Origin of the sequence: Pyrococcus sp., assembly GCF_030153625.1 — an archaeon.
GTDB lineage: Archaea > Methanobacteriota_B > Thermococci > Thermococcales > Thermococcaceae > Pyrococcus > Pyrococcus furiosus.
Map to the genome: position 1 here is coordinate 17,914 of NZ_JASKLM010000016.1, position 16,009 is coordinate 33,922.

Annotated in this window: 18 protein-coding genes and 1 pseudogene; 8 read left to right on the forward strand and 11 right to left on the reverse strand. The window is 38.5% G+C overall.

All coding sequences use genetic code 11. The features are described 5' to 3' along the window. Window position 1 precedes the first annotated feature (1 nt). Both PWP39_RS03995 and PWP39_RS04000 read right to left on the reverse strand, forming a co-directional pair. Window positions 2-676, reverse strand: a complete 675-nt coding sequence (locus PWP39_RS03995; RefSeq protein ID WP_288072766.1) for a CidB/LrgB family autolysis modulator — start codon at window positions 674-676, stop codon at window positions 2-4. Further along, window positions 673-1,002: a CidA/LrgA family protein gene (locus tag PWP39_RS04000; protein ID WP_288072769.1), complete on the reverse strand. Its 330-nt coding sequence runs from the start codon at window positions 1,000-1,002 to the stop codon at window positions 673-675. The genes PWP39_RS03995 and PWP39_RS04000 overlap by 4 nt, the downstream gene beginning before the upstream one ends. Before the next feature lie 73 nt (window positions 1,003-1,075). On the opposite strand from PWP39_RS04000, the gene smc reads away from it, so the two are divergent. From smc to PWP39_RS04015, 3 genes are all read left to right on the forward strand, one after another. After that, the gene (gene smc, locus PWP39_RS04005) at window positions 1,076-4,609 is read left to right on the forward strand and encodes a chromosome segregation protein SMC (protein WP_014835559.1); all 3,534 of its coding nucleotides are present in this window, start codon (window positions 1,076-1,078) and stop codon (window positions 4,607-4,609) included. Beyond that, window positions 4,599-5,237 (forward strand): segregation and condensation protein A, encoded by a 639-nt coding sequence (locus PWP39_RS04010; protein ID WP_011012982.1) that lies wholly within the window; start codon window positions 4,599-4,601, stop codon window positions 5,235-5,237. The genes smc and PWP39_RS04010 overlap by 11 nt, the downstream gene beginning before the upstream one ends. Window positions 5,238-5,606: 369 nt before the next feature. Further along, entirely contained in the window at window positions 5,607-5,978 is a 372-nt protein-coding gene (locus PWP39_RS04015; RefSeq protein ID WP_011012981.1) for a hypothetical protein, read from the forward strand. Here the strand turns inward: PWP39_RS04015 and PWP39_RS04020 are convergent. Together PWP39_RS04020 and pyrG are read right to left on the reverse strand one after the other, a co-directional pair. Further along, complete coding sequence (locus PWP39_RS04020; RefSeq protein WP_011012980.1) at window positions 5,961-6,395, reverse strand: hypothetical protein; 435 nt, start codon at window positions 6,393-6,395, stop codon at window positions 5,961-5,963. The genes PWP39_RS04015 and PWP39_RS04020 overlap by 18 nt on opposite strands. Continuing rightward, window positions 6,382-7,995 (reverse strand): glutamine hydrolyzing CTP synthase, encoded by a 1,614-nt coding sequence (gene pyrG / locus PWP39_RS04025; protein ID WP_011012979.1) that lies wholly within the window; start codon window positions 7,993-7,995, stop codon window positions 6,382-6,384. Before pyrG ends, PWP39_RS04020 begins: the two co-directional genes overlap by 14 nt. A gap of 129 nt (window positions 7,996-8,124) precedes the next feature. On the opposite strand from pyrG, the gene PWP39_RS04030 reads away from it, so the two are divergent. Both PWP39_RS04030 and acdBII read left to right on the forward strand, forming a co-directional pair. After that, window positions 8,125-9,546, forward strand: coding sequence for an acetate--CoA ligase family protein (locus PWP39_RS04030; protein WP_288072771.1), 1,422 nt, complete (start codon window positions 8,125-8,127; stop codon window positions 9,544-9,546). Window positions 9,547-9,549: 3 nt separating this feature from the next. Further along, window positions 9,550-10,239, forward strand: coding sequence for an acetate--CoA ligase I subunit beta (gene acdBII / locus PWP39_RS04035; protein WP_502941331.1), 690 nt, complete (start codon window positions 9,550-9,552; stop codon window positions 10,237-10,239). 33 nt (window positions 10,240-10,272) lie between these two features. On the opposite strand, the gene PWP39_RS04040 is transcribed toward acdBII, so the two are convergent. The 3 genes from PWP39_RS04040 to PWP39_RS04050 are packed head-to-tail and all read right to left on the reverse strand — an operon-like array spanning window position 10,273 to window position 11,671. Then, a complete protein-coding gene (locus PWP39_RS04040; RefSeq protein WP_011012976.1) occupies window positions 10,273-10,560 on the reverse strand; it encodes a hypothetical protein in 288 nt (95 codons plus the stop codon). After that, window positions 10,557-11,162 (reverse strand): 7-cyano-7-deazaguanine synthase, encoded by a 606-nt coding sequence (locus tag PWP39_RS04045; RefSeq protein WP_011012975.1) that lies wholly within the window; start codon window positions 11,160-11,162, stop codon window positions 10,557-10,559. Before PWP39_RS04045 ends, PWP39_RS04040 begins: the two co-directional genes overlap by 4 nt. Continuing rightward, window positions 11,159-11,671 carry a DUF998 domain-containing protein gene (locus PWP39_RS04050; protein ID WP_011012974.1) on the reverse strand — a complete coding sequence of 171 codons (513 nt, stop codon included), beginning with the start codon at window positions 11,669-11,671 and terminating at the stop codon, window positions 11,159-11,161. The genes PWP39_RS04045 and PWP39_RS04050 overlap by 4 nt, the downstream gene beginning before the upstream one ends. A gap of 43 nt (window positions 11,672-11,714) precedes the next feature. On the opposite strand from PWP39_RS04050, the gene PWP39_RS04055 reads away from it, so the two are divergent. Continuing rightward, on the forward strand, window positions 11,715-12,329 hold the full coding sequence (locus PWP39_RS04055; protein ID WP_011012973.1) for a zinc metalloprotease: 615 nt from the start codon (window positions 11,715-11,717) through the stop codon (window positions 12,327-12,329). Here the strand turns inward: PWP39_RS04055 and PWP39_RS04060 are convergent. The 3 genes from PWP39_RS04060 to PWP39_RS04070 form a co-directional block, all read right to left on the reverse strand. Next, entirely contained in the window at window positions 12,307-13,110 is an 804-nt protein-coding gene (locus tag PWP39_RS04060) for a GTP cyclohydrolase IV (RefSeq protein WP_011012972.1), read from the reverse strand. The two genes, PWP39_RS04055 and PWP39_RS04060, sit on opposite strands and share 23 nt — an antisense overlap. Before the next feature lie 86 nt (window positions 13,111-13,196). After that, window positions 13,197-13,400 carry an archaeal histone A gene (locus tag PWP39_RS04065; RefSeq protein WP_010867469.1) on the reverse strand — a complete coding sequence of 68 codons (204 nt, stop codon included), beginning with the start codon at window positions 13,398-13,400 and terminating at the stop codon, window positions 13,197-13,199. Between the two features lie 213 nt (window positions 13,401-13,613). Continuing rightward, window positions 13,614-14,060, reverse strand: a complete 447-nt coding sequence (locus tag PWP39_RS04070) for a hypothetical protein (RefSeq protein WP_014835562.1) — start codon at window positions 14,058-14,060, stop codon at window positions 13,614-13,616. A gap of 83 nt (window positions 14,061-14,143) precedes the next feature. Between PWP39_RS04070 and PWP39_RS04075 the strand changes: the two genes are divergently transcribed. Beyond that, window positions 14,144-15,382 (forward strand): HD domain-containing protein, encoded by a 1,239-nt coding sequence (locus PWP39_RS04075; protein ID WP_011012970.1) that lies wholly within the window; start codon window positions 14,144-14,146, stop codon window positions 15,380-15,382. 84 nt (window positions 15,383-15,466) lie between these two features. After that, a complete protein-coding gene (locus PWP39_RS04080; RefSeq protein WP_014835563.1) occupies window positions 15,467-15,862 on the forward strand; it encodes a cell division protein SepF in 396 nt (131 codons plus the stop codon). Between the two features lie 56 nt (window positions 15,863-15,918). Here PWP39_RS04080 and PWP39_RS04085 read toward each other — a convergent pair. Further along, window positions 15,919-16,009 (reverse strand): annotated as a pseudogene (locus PWP39_RS04085) (IS6 family transposase); the annotation flags it as partial.

The window sequence follows — 16,009 nt, forward strand, 5'->3', positions numbered from 1 at the left end:
ATCACACTATTAGTTCTATTATTAAAGGAAGCAGAAAAGCTGTATAGACACCGTTGAGTGCCATGGCCAATCCACTTACTGCTCCTGATAACTCATCTTCAAGTATCATTCTTGCGGTGCCAAGGCCATGAGAAGAAACTCCTGTAGCCAGTCCCCTTGCAACTCTATCTCTGATGTTGAAGAAGTCAAGTAACTCCGGAGCAAGAGCATTTCCAAGAATTCCAGTTAAGATCACTAGAACAGCTGTTAGCTCTGGGATTCCACCTATCTTTTCGCTAACACCCATTGCAATTGCCGTAGTTACACTCTTTGGGGCAATAGTCCTCTGGAGAATTTCTGGAGCATTAAAAGCTTTCAAGATGTATACAGCTGAAAGTATTGCCACGGTTCCACCAGTGATTATACCAGCTGCAATCTCCTTCTTATATTCTTTCACAATATTGATTTGCTTATATAGGGGGATAGCTAAACTTACAACAGCTGGTCCTAGTAAAAAGCTCAGAAATCTCGCTGATTCCATATATTTCTCGTAGCTAATATTCCCAACTTTAAGAATGAGAGCGATTAGAAGTATTGAGAGGAGAACTGGGTTTAATATTGGAGTTTTCTTCTTGGAATATGCCCAGGAGAAAAATGTATATGCTGAGATTGTGAGAAATATTCCAAATGTGTTCATCTTCTAAGCACCTCCACAACCTTTCCTGTTGCCCACAGAGTTATCAGAAAGCTGAAAATGAGGGCAGTTACTATTGCCACAATGTTTTCCTTTAGGAGATCTAAGTATAGGATAATCCCAACTCCTGGGGGGATAAACATTATGCTCATGTTTTTCACAAGGAATTCTGCTTCTTTTTCTACATCTCTAATTTCTATAATTCCCGTTATCAACGCAATTGTCAATAATAGCATTCCAAGAACGCTCCCAAGAACTGGAATTCCTAAGCTTTCTATTAATTCTCCCAGAAATAGAAATCCAAAGATTATAGCTAATCCCTTGTACATGAAACCACCCTTCAACATTAGGGGAAAGAAGTTATATACTTCTCTACTCGCATACCAGTATAGGTGTACAATAATGCCCTACATAGAGAAGCTTGAACTAAAGGGATTCAAATCTTATGGGAACAAGAAAGTGGTAATACCCTTTTCAAAAGGATTCACGGCAATAGTAGGAGCTAATGGATCTGGAAAGAGCAACATTGGAGATGCTATTCTCTTTGTACTGGGAGGGTTATCAGCAAAGGCCATGAGGGCCAGTAGAATCAGTGATCTCATATTTGCTGGAAGTAAAAATGAACCCCCAGCTAAGTATGCTGAAGTTGCAATATATTTTAACAACGAGGATAGAGGCTTTCCAATTGATGAAGATGAAGTGGTGATTAGAAGGAGGGTTTACCCCGACGGTAGGAGTTCTTACTGGTTAAATGGGAGAAGAGCTACAAGAAGTGAAATTCTTGATATTTTGACCGCTGCCATGATATCCCCAGATGGTTATAATATAGTTCTCCAGGGAGATATAACGAAGTTCATTAAGATGAGTCCTTTAGAGAGGAGACTCCTTATAGATGACATATCTGGAATTGCTGAGTATGATTCTAAGAAAGAGAAAGCTTTAGAGGAATTAAAGCAAGCTGAGGAAAATTTAGCTAGGGTGGATCTCCTGATCAAAGAAGTAAAGAAGCAACTTGACAAGCTTGAAAAGGAAAGAAATGACGCGCTTAGATATCTAGATTTAAAAGATAAGCTTGAGAAAGCTAAAGTTTCTCTTCTCCTGGGTGAAATAAAGATACTAGAAACTCAAATAAAAGAAGGGGAAAAGAGAAGGGCTGAAATAGAAGAGGAAATTCAGAAAATCGAAAAAGAGATAGAAAAAATTGGAAAAGAAATTGTTGAAAAAGTAAAAGTTCTAAGAGAAATTGAAGAAAGAATTGAGAAAGAAAGCGGGGAAGAGGCAATTCAAATAACTAAGAAAATTGGAGAAGTTACATCAAAAATTGAATTGACAAAGAGGAACATTGAGGTTGCAAAAGAGGAACTGGAGGATGCTCAAAGAAGGCTTGCGAAAACTAAGGAGGAACTTAGAAAAGTTCTATCAGAAATAGAGAAATCAAAAGGAGCTATAACAAGATGGAAAAAGAGGAGAGATGCTCTGATAAATGAAATCAAAAAGAAAGAGGAGGAAAGAAACGTTCTCGTAGTTAAGCTTGGGGAAATTGATAAAACTTTTGGAGCTGCAAGAGAAGAGTTTGACTCAGTTGTTAAGGAACTAGAGGAAACAACGAGAAAGATGTACGAAATCGAAGGGAATATAAGGAGACTCCAAGAAGAAAAAGAAAAGCTCCACTCTAGAATATTGTTCCTAAGAGCAAAACTTCCAGGAATTAAGGAAAAAATTAATGAATTTAAAGCAGTTGTTGAAGATAAAAGGGCAGAAATTAGTGAAATAGAAGGAAAGCTCTCAACAATACAGGCCAAAAGGATTAAAGTTGAAAAGGAAATTGAGGCAAAGAGTAATGAATTAGAAAAAGTTTCGAAAGAGTTAGAATCCTCAGAGAGAGAATTAATAGCTGCTGAGGCCCAAAGAGAAGTGAGAGGAAATAGGGCTGCCGAGGAGTTAAAGCGTTCTGGGATTGGCGGGATCTATGGAACACTCGCCGAGTTAATAAAGGTCAAAGACGAAGCTTATGCCCTCGCAATCGAAGTTGCCCTGGGAAATAGAGCAGACAATGTAGTTGTTGAAGATGAGCTCGTGGCTGAAAAGGCGATAAAATACTTGAAGGAGCATAAGCTAGGTAGATTGACTTTTCTCCCTCTTAACAAGATAAAACCTAAACACGTTGATTCTTCCGTAGGATTACCAGCTGTTGATGTTATTGAGTATGATCAAAAAATAGAGAATGCTGTAAAGTTTGCTCTTGGAGATACAGTTATAGTCAACTCTATGGAGGAAGCTAGACCTCACATAGGAAAGGTTAGAATGGTAACAATTGAAGGAGAGCTCTATGAAAGAAGTGGCGCAATAACAGGAGGACATTTTAGAGCGAGAGGCCTTGCAGTAGATACAACGAAACTTAGGGAAAAAGTGGAATCTCTAAGGAGGAGGAAAGAAGCTTTGGAGGGAGAATTAAATTCCCTAAAAATCGAACTTAGGAGTTTAGAAAATGCAAGCTTTGAGTTGAGAATAAAGCTTAGTGATGAGAAAAAGGAGCTTGAACTTGCTAGCAAAGACCTAAACAGGTTGTTGGAAGAGGAGAATGCAGTAAAGGAAGAAATTGAAGAATCTGAGAGGAAAATACAAGAAATTGAGCAGAAAATTGAAAATGAGAAAAGTGAGCTAGCTAAGTTACGGGGTAGAATTCAGAGGCTTGAAAGGAAGAAAGAGAAACTTAAGAAAGCCCTAGAAAATCCAGAAGCTAGAGAGCTAATGGAAAAGATAAGAATAATCGATGGAGAAATTTCCTCTCTCAAGGAAGAACTTAGCAGAATTGAAAGTAGAATAGAAAGTCTAGAGTCTAGGCTCAATGAGGAGTTACTTCCAAGAAAAGCTTCATTAGAGGAGGAAATTGAAGGATTAGTTAACAAGATAAATGCCCTTAAGAACAACATATCTGAAAATGAGAAGGCTTTAGAACTTCTGAACAAGGAGCTTGAAAAATTGAAGTCCATAGAAGAAAACATTAAGGGTGAGATTAGAACATTGAGAGAAAAGCGGAAAAAGCTCGAAGAAGATATATCAAAGCTTAGAGAGAAAAAAGAAGTGCTTCAACGCAAGCTTCAAGAGCTCGAGATTGAAGCTAACACGTTAAAAGTAAGAGATGCTCAACTGAACGCCCAGCTGGAAGAAAAGAAGTATCAACTTACGCACTATGATAAAAACCTCATTAAGTCGATAAAGGAAATTCCTCTCGACTTAGAGAAGGTTAAGAAGGAAATTGAGAAGATGGAGGAGGAGATAAGGTCTCTAGAGCCTGTTAACATGAAAGCTATTGAGGATTTTGAGATCGTTGAGAGAAGGTATCTAGAGCTTAAGAGCAAGAGAGAAAAGTTAGAAGCAGAAAAGGAGAGCATAATAGAGTTCATAAATGAAATCGAAAAAGAAAAGAAAAATGTCTTTATGAGGACTTTTGAGGCAATCTCGAGGAATTTCTCAGAGATATTTGCAAAGCTTTCCCCAGGTGGATCAGCTAGACTAATATTGGAAAATCCAGAGGATCCTTTCTCCGGAGGGTTAGAAATAGAGGCCAAGCCAGCCGGAAAAGATGTCAAGAGAATTGAAGCTATGAGTGGTGGGGAAAAAGCTTTAACGGCATTGGCCTTTGTGTTTGCAATTCAGAAATTTAAGCCTGCTCCATTTTATCTCTTCGATGAGATAGATGCTCATTTAGATGATGCAAACGTCAAGAGGGTTGCAGACTTGATAAAAGAGTCATCAAAGGAGAGCCAGTTCATAGTAATAACGCTAAGAGATGTAATGATGGCAAATGCAGACAAGATAATAGGTGTAAGCATGAGAGATGGAGTGAGCAAGGTGGTCTCTCTAAGCCTGGAGAAGGCAATGAAGATACTTGAGGAGATAAGAAAGAAGCAAGGGTGGGAACATGGAAATTGAGGTTACTCCTGTAGACATTTTGCTTCAGCTTGTTAAGATGGGAAAAGTTGATCCATGGAATATCGATATTGTCGATCTAACTGAAAAGTACATTAAAATGCTTAGGGAGATGCAGGAGCTAGACTTGAGAATTTCAGCGAGGGCAATTTTAGCTGCTGCAATACTAGTTAGGATGAAAAGTGAGGCTTTGCTAAATGAAGACTCTAGGGAGCAAGAAGAAAAGGAAGAGGAAAGAATAAGGGTGGAGGTAGATCCCTTAGTTCCACCATTAAGGAGGGTTGAGAGATACTATACCTTGGATGACTTAATTGACGCTCTAATGGAGGCATTGGAAGAAGCTGAGAGGAGAAAACCAAAGAAAAAGAAGAAAGTCGAGATTGATGAGGAGATATTTGTTATTGATGACTTTAGAGTGGACATCGAAAAATACGTTGAAGAGCTTTACAAGGTTGTTAAGAAAATCTACGAAAAAACAGGAACACCAATAAAGTTCTGGGACTTAGTTCCTGATGTTGAGCCAAAGATAATAGCGAGAACTTTTCTATATCTCTTGTTCCTTGAGAATATGGGGAGGGTTGAGATAATCCAAGAAGAGCCTTTTGGCGAGATCTTAGTAGTTCCAATGTAAAATAGGAAAGTTTTATAAATATTGAATGCAGAAAGTATTTGTTGAGGCGAGACAATGAGAAAACATGTATTGCTGGCAATTAGTATAATTTTAATTTTAATTGTAGCCTATAGTGCCTACGTGCTCAGTTATCCCAAATATCCAGAAGTTGATAATTGTATAAATCCTTTTAAAGTTGTAAGACCTATTGCTAGAGTTCAGAAGAACTGGTCTAAAATCCATATATTTTTTTAACTTACCACAAACAGGAATTTCTGGAAGCTGGCTAAGCCTTGGAATGTTATGTGGTGAGAGCTGTTGTACCGAAAAAGGGAGCAAATGCGAGTCTATTTTTCCTGAACCAAGACCTTAGGATGTGGAGGTGTTAATATGAGGGAAATTGGAAAAAAGTACATTTTGGCTATTTCCTTTATATTTTTGATAGGGATAAGCATTTCATTAGCTGAGTATTATTCTCTGCCAATGGCAGTAGCTTTAGCCTTAGTGAGCACTGTTCTAGCTATTTTAGTCCCTTGGGTCATCATTTCTACAGTTTCAAAAAAGGAATTTAGGTATTCTACCGTTTCAGCGTTTTTGCTAGCATCTCTCTGGGAGTTTTTCTGCTCTTACTTAACCCGAATGTTGAGCTATCCACTTTGGAAGTTCTTCTTTAATGCTGGGATAGGTGGAATCGTTGTTACGGCTATTATTGCGATAGGGAGCATGATAAAAGCTAAGGATATTTCAGCTGAAGTAAAATAGAGCTCTCTCCCATCTTTTTGCGGGTCTAAAAGTTAAGGCTAACAAAGGCTCATGAGTACCAATGTAAAGAACCTTCTTCTCCTTATTTATGTAAAAATAGTATTTCCCTGGAGGAATCTCCTGAAGGAATTTTATTGGTTTTGTTATTTTCGCAATTTTCTTATCCCAAAACACGCATTCGTAGCTCTCTTCGATATCCTTAACTCTCTTAACGATATCTCCAAGGTCTAAAAGTTCACCATCAAGCTTAGTTGCAACTAGCGTTTTGTTGCCATCAGTAAAGAGTATGGTATCCTCTACTTCAATCCTAATCGAATTTTTTAGAAAAGAAAATAAGGTAGAGTAAATTTTGTAAATTTTTCTTTTCTTAGCTAACCTCTTAGCTATCCTTTCTTTAGCATGATTAGTGAGTAACATTTTTCTCCTGTTTGTATTCTTTTGCTGCTCTAACGAGTCCGTGAAAGACTGGAGCTGGTCTCATTGGCCTCGACTTAAATTCTGGGTGGAACTGAGTTGCTATGAAGTATCTCTTATCTGGCAATTCTAGAATTTCCATTCTTCTTTCATCGTCCCCCGCAACTCCACTAAACACTAATCCAGCTTTCTCAAGAGCTTCAATGTAATTAGGATTGACCTCCCACCTGTGCCTATGTCTCTCATATACGAGTTCCTTATTGTAAAGGGAATATGCTAAGGTTCCTTTCTTTATCTTTACTGGGTAAGCTCCAAGTCTCATAGTTCCTCCAAGCCTGTCTAGGTTTCGCTGCTCTGGCATTAGGTCAACAACTGGATATGGAGTTTGGGGATCTATTTCAGTTGAATGGGCTCCCTTCATTCCTAAAACATTTCTTGCAAACTCAACAACTGTTAGTTGGAAGCCAAAGCATATGCCTAGGAAGGGGATGTCATTTTCTCTTGCATATCTTATTGCCTGTATCTTTCCTTCAGCTCCCCTTGCCCCAAATCCTCCTGGGATTATAATACCATCAACTCCTTCAAGAAGCTTCGTTCCATGAGTTTCAACGTCCTCGGCCTCAATCCATCTTATCTTTACCTTGACTTCATTACTAACGCTGGCATGTTTTAATGCTTCTTTAATGCTAAGGTAAGAATCTTGCAATTTGACGTACTTTCCAACTATTGCAATCTCAACAGTTTCAGTTAGGGCCTTGTATTTTGCAACCATCTTTTCCCAATCTTTTAGGTCTGGTTCCCTATCTTCAAGCTTGAGCCTTTTTGTTAGATATTTTCCGAGTCCTTCTCTCTCCAGTAGGAGGGGAACTTCATATGTATCTTCAACGTCATACGCGCTGATAACGGCTTCCTCTGGAACGTTGGTAAATAGGCTTATTTTCTTTCTTGCGGCCTCTTCAAGGGGATCTTCACTTCTGGCAACAATTGCATCTGGTTGTATTCCCAGGGAGCGGAGCTCTTTGACGCTGTGTTGGGTTGGCTTTGTCTTCTGTTCTCCAACTACCTTGAGTTTTGGAACGTATGTTACATGAACGAATGCCACGTTGTCTCTTCCTTCTTCTAGCTGCATTTGTCTCGCTGCCTCGAGGAAAGGCATGCTTTCTATATCTCCCACGGTGCCTCCTATCTCCACTACAACGACTTCGTAATCCTTAGCTATCTCTCTTATTCTCCTCTTTATTTCATCTGTGATGTGAGGAATAACTTGGACAGTGGCTCCGAGATATTCTCCTCTTCTCTCCTTTTCTATTACAGTAGAATATACCTTTCCAGTTGTTATGTTATGGTCAAAAGTCAATTCTGTGTCTAAGAATCTTTCATAATTTCCTAAATCAAGATCCACTTCTCCACCATCGTCAAGAACGAAGACTTCTCCGTGCTGATAGGGGTTCATAGTTCCAGCATCATAGTTGATGTAAGGATCAATTTTGATGTTGGTTGTTTTGTAGCCTCTAGCTTTCATGAGAAGCCCTATTGAAGCGCTTGTGATTCCCTTTCCAAGCCCACTCACAACTCCTCCAGTAACAAATATGTACTTCGTCATGATTGTGAGGTTGAATAGGGGCATTAAAACCTTTCGTTTATAATCATTTTATACACATAAAACTTTTAATCTGCTCTTTTGAGATACTTTTTGGAAATTTATGGAAAATTTCATGAAGGAGGGGAGATTATGATTAACAACTTGGACATTAAAGAACAACTAAGGTCATTTTTTGATCCCAAGGCTGTAGCGATTATTGGAGCAACAAACAAGAAAGGAAAAGTTGGGAATGTTATTTTTGAGAATTTCAAGAGAAACAAGGAGAGAGGAATATTCAAGGGCAACATATACCCAGTTAACCCCAAACTTGACGAAATTGATGGATACAAGGTTTATCATAGTGTCGAAGAACTTCCAGACGACACTGATTTAGCTGTTGTAGCAATTCCGGCCCCTGCAGTCCCAGAAACCATGAGAAAAATTGCAGAAAAGGGAATAAAGGCCGTTGTAATAATTACAGGAGAATTTGGTGAGCTCGGGGAAGAAGGTAAAAGAATGGAGCAAGAGATACTGGAAATAGCAAGAGCTCATGGAATTAGGGTGATAGGGCCCAACTGTGTAGGTGTTTATGTTCCCGATACTGGCGTTGATACAGTTTTCTTACCAGAAGAAAAGATGGACAGACCGAAGAGTGGTCCAATAGCATTTGTTAGCCAAAGTGGTGCATTCGCTGCAGCAATGCTTGACTGGGCAGCGATGGCGGGCATTGGGATTGGAAAAATGGTTAGTTATGGAAACAAAATAGATGTAGATGATGCTGACCTCATGGAATACTTTGCCCAGGATGAACAGATTAAAGTGATGACATTTTACATTGAAGGAGTCAAAGATGGTAGGAGATTCATGGAAGTTGCCAAAAGAGTAACAAAGATAAAGCCAATAATTGCCTTAAAGAGTGGAAGAACAGAGTATGGAGCAAAAGCTGCTTCGTCTCACACTGGAAGCTTAGCGGGTCAAGATGTCATATACGACGCAGTTTTCAAGCAGACAGGTATAATAAGGGCTGAAGACTTTGAACACATGTTTGATTTGGCAAAAGCTTTTGCAAAATGTAAGTTGCCAAAGGGAGACAGAATTGGAATCATTACAGATGGTGGTGGAGCTGGAGTAATGGCTAGTGATGCCGTTGCAAAGTTTGGCTTAAAATTAGCTGAGTTGAGTGAAGAGACCCTAAGATTCCTAAGGGAAAAGTTCCCACCTCATGCAGTTGTTGGAAATCCAACTGATGTCGTTGGAGACACTGATGCAGAAAGATACAGGTTAGCTCTAGAGGCTTTCACAAAGGATCCAAACGTTGATGCAATTCTCGTCATAGTCCTCTTCCAGGTTCCATTACTGGATGAAGAGGAAGTCATTGAAATCATTGCAGACTATGCGAAGAAGAGTGATAAACCGATAGTTGCTGTATCAATGGGAGGTTACAAGACAGACAGATATGCTAAAATGTTGGAGGAAAAAGGAGTTCCTGTTTATCCAACCCCTGAGAGGGGTGTTAGAGCTCTCGCTGGGTTAGTTAGATATGCTGAATATTTGAGGAAGATGGGGGAATGAAAGATGAAGGGGGAGGCCCTTAAGATAATAGAGGAAGTGTTGGCACAAGGAAGGACGGCGATGGTTGAATATGAAGCTAAGCAAGTTTTAAAAGCTTACGGTCTACCCGTCCCAGAAGAAAAGCTGGCAAAAACTCTTGATGAGGCCCTTAAATATGCCGAGGAAATTGGATATCCAGTAGCTATGAAACTTATGTCTCCTCAAATTCTCCACAAAAGTGATGCAAAAGTTGTCATGTTAAATATCAAAAGTCCAGAAGAATTAAAGAAGAAATGGGAAGAAATACACGAAAACGCTAGGAAATATAGGCCAGATGCAGAGATTTTTGGTGTCCTAATTGCTCCCATGCTTAAGCCTGGGCGAGAAGTGATAATCGGTGTTACTGAGGATCCACAGTTTGGGCATGCAATAATGTTTGGACTTGGTGGAATATTCGTGGAAATCCTGAAAGACGTAACATTTAGAATAATTCCAATCACAGAAAAAGATGCAAGAAAAATGATTACAGAGATTAAGGCCTATCCAATACTGGCAGGAGCTAGAGGGGAAGAACCAGCAGATATAGAGGCTATAGTGGACATGTTGCTAAAAGTTTCAAAGCTTGTCGATGATCTTAAGGACTACATAAAGGAGATGGATCTAAATCCAGTGTTTGTATATAGAAAAGGCGAGGGAGCAGTAGTTGTTGATTGATGCAAGAATAATCCTTAAGGGATAGCCTCTTCTTTACCCTTTTTCTTGTACATACGAGATTATATCGTGAAGTATTAATAGGCTTATTGTAGCGTCGACAGCCGATGCAATGTTTCCAGCCATTAAAAATAAAAGTGAGAAAAACAATTCTATCCCAGCATAAATTAGAGCTAATTTTATTGCAAGCCTTATTCTTTTCATAACTCCAATTGCTAAAACAAAGCTAAATATTGCGAATGCATAGTAGATTGAATAACTATATAAAAGCAGAAGAAAGGAATTTAAGATTAGAAGATAAGTTGCAAGCTTTAAGGGTTTCATAAATCTCCCCTGGGAAGTTTGTCTTTCACTTGAGATAAAATCTTCTGAAATTCTCCTAATCCAGCTCTAACCACTGGGAACTTCGGAACGAATGGACAAGGAGGTTCTTCTTCTATGCTAATTTCAAACGTCCCAATTTCCTTTGCTATTTTAACTATCTCCTCTTTATCAAGCCCAATTAGTGGTCTTATTACTGGCAATTTTGTAGCTGTGCTTATGACTAGGAGATTGTCAAGAGTTTGGGAAGCCACCTGGCCTAGTGAATCTCCCGTAATTATTGCACTAGCTCCAACTTTTTTTGCATAGCTCTCTGCAACAATATACATAGTATACTTACAAAACACGCATGTCCACTTGCCTTTCTTTATTTCCTTAAGCTTTTCGAAAACAGGAGCTTGAACTTCGTAGGCGTTCACTGTATGTGGATCTTTAACCTTTTCGCCATGAATTTCTTGGAGCTTTTTGACAACTTTTCTAACTTTTCTCTCCTTCACCTCGTCCTGTCTAAAATGAAGAGGGTAAACTTCTACCCCCCTACTAGCCATAAGATGAATTGCAACGGGAGAGTCTATGCCTGAGCTTAGGAGGGCTACAACCTTCATGGGTTAGAGGTTGAGTTTTTGGTATATATTTTTTCTTCTCGCAAGCCCAGATATATCATGTATCCAAGAATTACTGTACCTCCTATTAGCTCTGGAATTGCTAGCCCAATACCCACTGCTACCAACCCTATCATTGTGAGAAAAGTTGCAAAAGCCAATAACCCTGCTTTCTTTCCATTAGTCGCTATATCTATGAAGGAGAGGATGTAAAAGAGAATTGCTGATGGAGTATGAGGGGTGTACTCTTCAGGAAAAATGCCAACCATTATTAGGAAGAGCATTGCCATCGTGAGGATTTTTCTCTTGTGCACCAAGGCAGTTAGAGCGCCCAAAATCCCGAGAATTACAATAAAGGTATTGAACATCCATCCCTTGGGATTTTGTATTGACCCCATGTCGCTGAGAGCATTTTTAGTGAATAAGAACCACGGATTATTTGAAATAACTATCGAAAGACCAACGGCAAAATATACTGCTGTGATTATGGGGAGCATCTTTTTGGCCTTCATGGTGGAAAATAATATAAACCAAGATTAAGTCTTTTTTCCTCGTATGGATACAATAGCCTTTGCATATATGGGCGGAAAAGAGTATGAGTGGCTATTTTTTGAAGTATATGATCGAGTGAGGCGGTTCTATAGAGATGTTAGATTACCAATAAACATTGTCTATGCTGGAAAAATTATCCTTCCTCCTGGGACATTAATTAGAGTTGAGACTGCAAGTGGGTTTGTTAATATGTATTCTTTTGAGGCAGTTGTTGAGGCTTTATATGGGAAGTTAGTCGAAATGAGAGACGATGTAAATGACGATAGCATAACAAAGATTTTTGGAATCACGACGTTTCCTATTGGCTCAAGAGATAGATATTTTGACATATACAAAAAGTACCTTGGAATCCAAGTTAATGTTGGGGATTATCATGTTTTGGCTCTTTCAATAAAGCCATTTTTTACAGAAAATAAATATTTGTTTATCGAAAGGGTTTTTAAGGGCGTTCTTCATGAGATCGGCCACTTATATGGGCTCTCACACTGTCATGAAGATTGTGTAATGAATCCCCCAAAAGATATCAAAGACTGGGATCTTAGGACTCCTACATATTGCAATACCTGCTTGAGAAAATTAAAGAATAAGGAAGAGCTCATGCCCAAACTTCAGCTATAACGTCGTGTTTGTGAATGCTCTCGTGACTTATTACCTTCACATGTATTTTCCCCTTGAATCTGTTCCTTGCCTTGTATACTATTTCTCTAGCAACGTCCTCTACAAACTTTGGATTCTCGTACATTCTCCTCACAACAGCATTTTCGTCAGGAGTTTTTAGAAGGGTGTAAGTTGGAGAGCTAAATGAGCTTTCTACAACTTCGATCATATCCTCTAGAGCTATATCCTCATTGAAATGCGTCTCTATTTCTAGCTCGGCGATTGCTCTTTGTATGTGAGTTTTTCCTTGGTTGTTTGCCATTGCGTGAGGACAGGCTGTATTTCCGATAACCTTTACCTTTAGTACCTTTTTTATGCTTCCATCTGAGTTCTTTATCACTCCTACTTCTACGTCATAGGGTTCATAACTAGTTTTTCCGCTTGCAGGAGTTTGTCTTTCTAAAATTAGCGTGCTTTTTATCCATACCTCTGCTCTCTTATGGGAGTGTTTCTTTTCTATTCTTCTTATGATACATAGGGCAAGATCTTCAAGTGAAGTGTGAACTTTCTTTACTTCTTCTTCAACAGCTTCACTCATTGTTTCGGTGATGCTTTCTACAAGTCTACTCATGTGAATTCCTTTTTTCTCTTCGGGGAGGTCTATTGCAACTTCAAATGTGGGAATAAAAGTGTATATTCTTCCCTTCCACTCAATCTTTGCTACACTTTTTAAGTTTGTTATCCCAACTCTTGGGAGATATACTTTAATTTCGGGAGGCTCTTCTTGTGTTTCTATTGTCAATTTTTCTCACCCTAGAAAAAGATAAGCCTCATAGTTAAAAATTATTTGCGAAAATTTAAGGAAAAAGAAAAGTGCTAAAAAAGATTTCAGCTCTTAATTGCGAGCTTAATGTCTTCAACCTTAACAGTCTTTCTACCTGCGTGCCTTGCGAACTCTACTGCCTTCTTTGCGACCTCAATAGCGTACTCTTCGAGGTACTCTGCTAGGACTTTGGCTGCTTGCTCGCTAACTCTTTCAGCACCTGCCTTTCTTATAAGCCTGTCAACTGGGGCAATTGGCAATTCTCCCATTTCCTACACCTCCGAACCTTTTGTTTGTAAGGGATTTGCATTTTGTTTTTTGAAAAAAGAGATATATAAACTTTTCGGATTCAGAGCGATTTCCAAATAGATTGCCATGATTAAATGCCATATATTCTTGGTCTTCCCTTTAGGAAATTTCATTTTTGTCTTATCCCTGCCGATTACCATTACTTACCCCATTATCTCTTCAAAGTTACAAAATTACAACCTTCTTATGTATATACTTCTGTTGATTATTTTGCAATTTTCTAACTTAAAAATCTCTATTTTGTCGAAATTGACAGTTTCTCTTTTGTAGGCTGCTATATAAGAAAGATAATGGCATAATTTTGATTTAAAGGCTCTCTTAAAGTAGTACTTTTCCTCATAAATAATTACTGGAGCTTTTCTATAATTGTTACTGATAAACGTTAGTATCCTTTCTTTTTCGATATCTTTTCTATCAAAGTACCCCTCTATTACGGTCGGATAGATATCAGTTGTAGAGGATGGAATGTCCGAATGTATTATTACGTTTTTTGGATGTTGTGGGCTTATAATAAGTTTACCAAATATTATGACTTTCTTTTCTCTGCTCCATTTATCTACAAGTATCTTCAGTAGCCATCGGGGATTTCCAATAAGAAGTAAAACTCCCTTGTCTTCCACTAGGTCTCGCAATCTAATTATGTTAGTTTTGAAGACAGTTAACTTAAAATAAATTACTTCCTAAATCTAGCTGGGGGCATAGCGTGAGCGATGGGAAAATAATTCACGATCCAGTCCATGGCAGTATGAAAATCCCTGAGGAATTAATTAAACTTGTAGACACTCCTGAGATTCAGAGGTTGCGATATATTCGCCAGTTGGGGCTCGCTAACTTAGTATACCCTGGAGCTAACCACTCTAGGTTTGAACACTCTTTAGGTGTTTGGTATTTAGCAAAAAAGCTAAGCAGTGAATTGGACATCCCAAGGGATGAAGCTTTGCTGGTTCAAATTTCTGCATTACTTCATGATATAGGACATGGGCCATTTAGTCATACTTTTGAGAGAGTTTACAAAGAAAGGTTAAAGATTGGGGACCACATGGAAATTAGTAGGAAAATTATTGAGGGGAAAATAGATATAGTTGAGAATGGTGGGGAGATACCTGATATAATTTCTGATCTAGGATATAGTCCAAAAGAGGTCGGGGAATTAATATGTGGAGTACATAAAAAGAAGTATCTAAGCATGATAATAAATGGAGACATTGATGTAGACCAGCTTGATTATTTGGCTAGAGATGCTCACTATACTGGAGTTGCTCATGGGATAATCGACTTGGAGAGACTCTTAAATGTGATGAAAATACACGATAATGAACTTGTTGTTGATGAAAAAGGACTTGAAGCCGTTGAAGGTATGCTGGTTGCTAGATCTCTAATGTATTCTAGGGTATATTTCCATAGGACTGTTAAGATAGCCGAGGCAATGTTGATAAAGGGTGTGGAATTTGCTCTAGATAGTGGAGAACTGTTTGATTTTTGGAAAATGACTGATGATAGGCTAATAGTCGAACTTGAAGATATTGGTGGCTTTCCGAGTGAAATTATACAAAAAATTAGGAGAAGGGAGTTGTATAAACCAGCAGTTATTGTAGGGCCTCAGGATCTAACGGGGGACGAGAGAAGAATAATAGCTTCTCTCTACAAGAATACCAAAAAAATAAGAGAGCTGGAAAATGAACTTGCTGATAGAGTGGGTGCAAGCGAAGGAGAAGTGATAATTGAACTCTCTGTTCCTGAATTAATCATAAGCGAGCCTCGTCTTAAGCAAATCGAAATATCAATTCTTCTTGGTGATGGAAAAAAAGAACCTTTAACAAAGGTTACTCCTTTAGCTTCTGCAATTAAGAGAAGACAAACTCCTAGATGGATCCTTATAATAGCAACACCCCCTAATTATGTAGAGAAAGTAAAAAGTGTTTGGAGAAAAGTTATCTTTTAGAAGTATTGAAAAAATGGAAAAAGATTATAAGCTTGCAAACTAAATTTTCTTTAGCACTCTAATTACTAAACTGGGGTGGTTAAAGTGGGGCTATTTGACAAGCTTAAAAAGGCGGAAGTTCAGAAAAAGGTTCCCTCATCTCTTAAGAGTAGAATAAAGGAAGAGCCCTCTGAAGTTGAACTTGTACCAGTGGAAGAAGAGGTTTTGGCAAAAGAGTTAGTAAAGCCAAAGGTAGTATACATAAAGAAAATTGTGATTTCTACTCATGCTGATCTCAAGAGGGTTAGTGACGAGCTAAAAAGTGGTAATATAGTAATTGTAGAGCTTACACCGCTAGAACAGAAGCCTGAATTACTGAAGAAAATAGCTGAACAATTAATGACAACAGCCTCAATCATAGGAGGGGATTATGCCAAGATATGCGGAAGTCCTTTAAAGGTAATCTTAACTCCTCCAGAAATTAAGATTGCGAAAGAGTAAATACCTTCTTTTTCTTTGCTCAGTATTTTATGTTGTTTCTTTTTACCTCGATACTGTTAGGATAACTGGGGCATCACCTCCTGAAGCCATTCAGTAACATCACCAGGCGGATCACCAAAACTAGAATGAATTCTGACAAAATTATAC

What these genes read in the sequence shown, in the direction of transcription:
- PWP39_RS03995 (WP_288072766.1), bottom strand. Translation starts at nt 676, where the DNA reads ATGAACACATTTGGAATATTTCTCACAATCTCAGCATATACATTTTTC.
- PWP39_RS04000 (WP_288072769.1), bottom strand. Translation starts at nt 1,002, where the DNA reads ATGTACAAGGGATTAGCTATAATCTTTGGATTTCTATTTCTGGGAGAA.
- smc (WP_014835559.1), top strand. Translation starts at nt 1,076, where the DNA reads ATGCCCTACATAGAGAAGCTTGAACTAAAGGGATTCAAATCTTATGGG.
- PWP39_RS04010 (WP_011012982.1), top strand. Translation starts at nt 4,599, where the DNA reads ATGGAAATTGAGGTTACTCCTGTAGACATTTTGCTTCAGCTTGTTAAG.
- PWP39_RS04015 (WP_011012981.1), top strand. Translation starts at nt 5,607, where the DNA reads ATGAGGGAAATTGGAAAAAAGTACATTTTGGCTATTTCCTTTATATTT.
- PWP39_RS04020 (WP_011012980.1), bottom strand. Translation starts at nt 6,395, where the DNA reads ATGTTACTCACTAATCATGCTAAAGAAAGGATAGCTAAGAGGTTAGCT.
- pyrG (WP_011012979.1), bottom strand. Translation starts at nt 7,995, where the DNA reads ATGACGAAGTACATATTTGTTACTGGAGGAGTTGTGAGTGGGCTTGGA.
- PWP39_RS04030 (WP_288072771.1), top strand. Translation starts at nt 8,125, where the DNA reads ATGATTAACAACTTGGACATTAAAGAACAACTAAGGTCATTTTTTGAT.
- acdBII (WP_502941331.1), top strand. Translation starts at nt 9,550, where the DNA reads ATGAAGGGGGAGGCCCTTAAGATAATAGAGGAAGTGTTGGCACAAGGA.
- PWP39_RS04040 (WP_011012976.1), bottom strand. Translation starts at nt 10,560, where the DNA reads ATGAAACCCTTAAAGCTTGCAACTTATCTTCTAATCTTAAATTCCTTT.
- PWP39_RS04045 (WP_011012975.1), bottom strand. Translation starts at nt 11,162, where the DNA reads ATGAAGGTTGTAGCCCTCCTAAGCTCAGGCATAGACTCTCCCGTTGCA.
- PWP39_RS04050 (WP_011012974.1), bottom strand. Translation starts at nt 11,671, where the DNA reads ATGAAGGCCAAAAAGATGCTCCCCATAATCACAGCAGTATATTTTGCC.
- PWP39_RS04055 (WP_011012973.1), top strand. Translation starts at nt 11,715, where the DNA reads ATGGATACAATAGCCTTTGCATATATGGGCGGAAAAGAGTATGAGTGG.
- PWP39_RS04065 (WP_010867469.1), bottom strand. Translation starts at nt 13,400, where the DNA reads ATGGGAGAATTGCCAATTGCCCCAGTTGACAGGCTTATAAGAAAGGCA.